Annotated in this window: 5 protein-coding genes; all 5 read left to right on the forward strand. The window is 28.8% G+C overall.

What is annotated here, in order from left to right:
* Positions 1-177 precede the first annotated feature (177 nt).
* Complete coding sequence (locus ABY298_RS15050; RefSeq protein WP_372746872.1) at positions 178-621, forward strand: hypothetical protein; 444 nt, start codon at positions 178-180, stop codon at positions 619-621.
* A gap of 4 nt (positions 622-625) precedes the next feature.
* Positions 626-1,354: a CsgE family curli-type amyloid fiber assembly protein gene (locus ABY298_RS15055; protein ID WP_372746873.1), complete on the forward strand. Its 729-nt coding sequence runs from the start codon at positions 626-628 to the stop codon at positions 1,352-1,354.
* Positions 1,355-1,375: 21 nt separating this feature from the next.
* On the forward strand, positions 1,376-1,786 hold the full coding sequence (locus ABY298_RS15060; RefSeq protein WP_372746874.1) for a curli production assembly/transport component CsgF: 411 nt from the start codon (positions 1,376-1,378) through the stop codon (positions 1,784-1,786).
* Between the two features lie 22 nt (positions 1,787-1,808).
* Positions 1,809-3,203, forward strand: coding sequence for a CsgG/HfaB family protein (locus ABY298_RS15065; protein WP_372746875.1), 1,395 nt, complete (start codon positions 1,809-1,811; stop codon positions 3,201-3,203).
* A gap of 15 nt (positions 3,204-3,218) precedes the next feature.
* A partial coding sequence (locus tag ABY298_RS15070; RefSeq protein WP_372746876.1) for a carboxypeptidase regulatory-like domain-containing protein occupies positions 3,219-4,375 on the forward strand: 1,157 nt, incomplete at its 3' end.

Genomic DNA, 4,375 nt, shown 5'->3' on the forward strand with positions numbered 1-4,375 from the left:
ACACAAACTGCTGTTCCAATGTCTTTTTAAAGAATAAATAATATTACAAGTAGGTTGTATGTAAATTAATATGTGAGTAAGACCATACAAATACTAACAACATACTTTTAATTTACCAAAAGAAATATTAATTAAAAAAGGGGATTTCTTCCCCTTTTTTCTTAAATTTGAGATAAGATGAAAAATTATAAATACATAACACTTATTTTATTAGTTGTTGTATTCTCTTTTTCTTTCAAAATAAACGCACAACAATATGATGAAAATACATTTTTAATTAATCAGTATTTTCAGGCAAGTAAAGACGCTTCGTTGTTAAAAGAAAACGGATTGTTATCAAATAGCCAAATACAAAACAGCGAAATAAGTTTAAATCAAGTTGGTAATAAAAATCAAATAGAAATTAAAAGTTCTGGAAATGACGCTCAAATTGTAGGTCAAACGGGTAATAATAACAATTATAAATTTATAAATTATTATAATAGTTCTCCTTCAAATTTTAATATTATACAACAAGGAAATTCTAATTCGTTACAAATTTATGGTGAAAACTCCATAATTAAAAATATAAGTATTATTCAAAAAACAAATTTTGATACCTTAATTATTACTAATCATTAAAAAAATGAAACCTTTAGCAATTCGCATACTGCTAAGCTTCTTAATTTTAAGTAGCTCATTTGCCATTTCACAGGTAAATGATGCAATTGTAGGTAGAATTAATTTGTTTGAAAATGATAATATGTTAACAATAATGGCTCAAGTAGAAAATTTTGAGCCTTTTTTTGTGGAGAGTTTATCTTATAATTTAGTTGCCTTAAAAAAAAGTGCTTCTGGTAATTATTCTAATAATAAGCAAGCAGGTGAGTTTTCATTAATGGCGAATGAAAAAAGGAATATTTCAGAAATTAATTTAAACCTAAATGAAGATGAAGAGTTACAGGTGTATTTATTTATAAAACAAAATAATCATTTGGTATCTAAAGATACTCTTTATCTTTTTCCAAAGCATAAACAATTACAAGAACAAGCAGTTGTCCCTGAAGAAGAGTTTATGTTAAAAGGAATTGTTGTAGAATCTGTAATTACTAAAATAGGAAAAGATTTTTACGATTATTTTTATCAAGATTATTTAACATCAGGCAGTAAATATCCCTTTATTATTTATATAAGTGAAAAACCATATTATGGCAGAAGTAGTATTATTACTATTATGATAGATGATAGAACTATTTATGAATTTATGACACAACCTGATGAGGAGTTTCTTAAATCTGAAGTAAAAACCTCATTACAATATATTTATCAATATTCACGACAAAGAAAAATGTTGTTTAAAAGCAATAAAATATAATTTTTTTTAGTAAATTTAAATATGAAAAAGTTTAAAATAATATTAGTAGTACTTTTATTTAGTGCGCCTAGCTTTATGTTTTCACAAAATTTAGTGTACAAAGCTATAAATCCTTTTTTTGGAGGAGATACTTTTAACTATCAAATGTTACTAGCTTCAGCAAATGCTCAAAATTCATTTGAAGAGACTAGTGATTATAGTTTTGATCAGGGAACTGATTTAGAAAATTTCACAGAAACTTTAAATAACCAGTTGTTAAATTCATTATCTCAAGATTTATTTACAGAACAATTTGGAACGGATGCTTTAACAGTTGGAACTTACGTATTTGGATCGTTACTAGTGGAAATATCGCCAACAGGAAGTGGTTTGTCCGTTAACATATTGGATACTACTACAGGTGAACAGACCCAAATAACAATACCAAACTAAAAACTAGAAATTAGTACTAATTATGAAAAAGAACTACCCAAGTCTTATTTATGTGTCCATTTTATTATTATTTGCAAGTTGTGGCGCGTTTTTTAATCAGCCGTTTGATACATCAGAAGCAAGAATTGGTGAAGAAACGTCTGGTAAAAGTATATTAGATGGAATATTACCGTTACAAGAAACCGTTGTTGGGGTTTATAAATTTAGAGATCAAACGGGACAATATAAATTAGTAGAAAGTGGTTCAACTTTTAGTACAGCAGTTACACAAGGAGGAACCTCTATTTTATTAAAATCCTTAGCAGATTCAAAATGGTTTAGTCCTATTGAGCGTGAAAATATTGGAAATTTGTTAAACGAACGACAAATAATTAGATCTACCCGAGAAGAATATTCAAAAAATTCAAAAGAAAATCAAGTTACAAGTATTCCACCATTATTGTTTGCAGGAATTATTTTAGAAGGAGGCGTAGTTTCCTACGATTCTAATATAATTACCGGTGGATCAGGCGCTATATATTTTGGCGCTGGAGGTTCTACAGAATATAGAGAAGACAGAATAACAGTTTATTTAAGAGCTGTTTCTACATCAAGTGGTCAAATATTAAAAAACGTATATGTTTCTAAAACAATCCTTTCTCAAGGTATTTCTGCAAATTTGTTTAGATACGTAAATGTTAAAAGGCTTTTAGAAGTAGAAACTGGTATTACTAAAAATGAACCAACACAATTGGCAGTTAAAGAAGCAATAGATAAAGCGGTAGAAACATTAATTATAGAAGGAATTATTGATGGAATATGGAAACCTCTTGGAGGTCAGCCTGTTGTAGATATAATAACTCAAAAATATAAAAAAGAGCAGGAAGATTCTGAAAGTACTGCACTTTACGATAGAAAATTAGAAGATAGACGTGGCAGAACAGCATTTAGTGTAACTGGTGGAACAGCAAAAATAGCCGGAGATTATTCAAATTCAGAAGTGAAACCTAGTGGTACTTTAGCATATAAAATGTATTTTAATAAACCTGCATTAAATTTAAATTTTGGAGTTGGTTATTTAGAACTGGAAAATCAAGGAGCTTTTAATGATGATTTTTTAACTTTTGATTTAAATTTAGAGTATGACTTGTTACCATTTGATCAATTGTCTCCGTTTACATATGCCGGAATTGGTACAATTTCAGATACCAATGTGAACGATATTTATATGAAATTTCAATATGGTTTAGGTTTGGAATATTTACCAGTTAATAATATAGGATTAAAAGTATTTGCAGAGCACAATTTATTAATAAGTGATAAATTAGATGGTTTAGTTCAAGGAAAAAGAGATGATTATTTTTGGAGAATGGGTGTTGGATTAAACTTTTATATAGGGAAGCCTTACAAAAGGGTGAAATCAGTAATGTTTGAATAATTTAAAAAAAAAGAAATGAAAATTATAGTAAAAATAGCACTTGTATTCACACTCATTTTAATGGTTAGTAGTTGTGGAGAAGATACAGTTGATCTTGTAGGAGTAGGAACTGTAACTGGTAGAGTGGTTGAAGCAGATAGCTTTGACCCAATAGAAAATGCAAAGGTAACATTAAGCCCTTCCAGTAATACTGTTTTTTCTGATGAAGATGGTTATTTTGTTTTTACTGAGGTAGAAGCCGGAGATTATTCGGTAAGTGCCACAAAAGAAAGTTATTTAACAACTTTTGAAGCCGCAACAGTTACTGCAGGATTAGAAGTAAACGTTATTTTTGAATTGGAAGATGAAAATGCTTTGAACAGACCTCCATCAACACCTGTACTTGTTACCCCAGAAGATGGCTCTGAAGAGCAAGAATTATCTATTGAACTAATTTGGGAATCTACAGATCCTGATGATGATGCAATTACATATAGGTTAGAATTAAAAAACGATTATAATAATGATATTATAAAAATTGAAAGTCTAGTTGATACTACGTATGTAATATCTGATTTAAGGTATGGAACAAAATATTTTTGGCAAATTGCTGCTTCAGATGATATAAATGATGAAGTGTTAAGTGCTGTTAGTACCTTTAAAACAAAAGTAGATCCTCAGAATAGGTATTTTTATGTAGATAAGAGTTCTAATGGTAATAATGTAATTTATTCAGCTAATTATGATGAAGATGAAAGCGAAGCTGATAATGTTATTCAACTTACAAGTAGTGCAAATAATAGCTGGAGACCTAGAAAAAATCAAGCAGCCAATTTAACCGCATTTTTAAGAACTTATAATAATGAAACGCACTTGTTTACAATGAATCAAGATGGTTCAAATGTGAAACAAGTTACATCTGCAGTTTCAGTAACTGGATATAATTTAAATGAAATTGATTATGCCTGGTCATCTAATGGTTCTCGTCTAATTTATCCTCATTTTAATAAATTATATGTTATTAATAAAGATGGAAGTGGATTGCAACAAATTTATCAAACTACTGATGGAAGTTATATTACCGAATGTGATTGGAGTAATGATGAAAGTATTATTGCATTAAAAACCAATGATATTTCCGGTTATAATGTCTCAATTTTTACCATTGATATGTCTGGAACAGTATTGTCTTC

Origin of the sequence: Lutibacter sp. (assembly GCF_041596795.1) — a bacterium.
Lineage (GTDB): Bacteria > Bacteroidota > Bacteroidia > Flavobacteriales > Flavobacteriaceae > Lutibacter.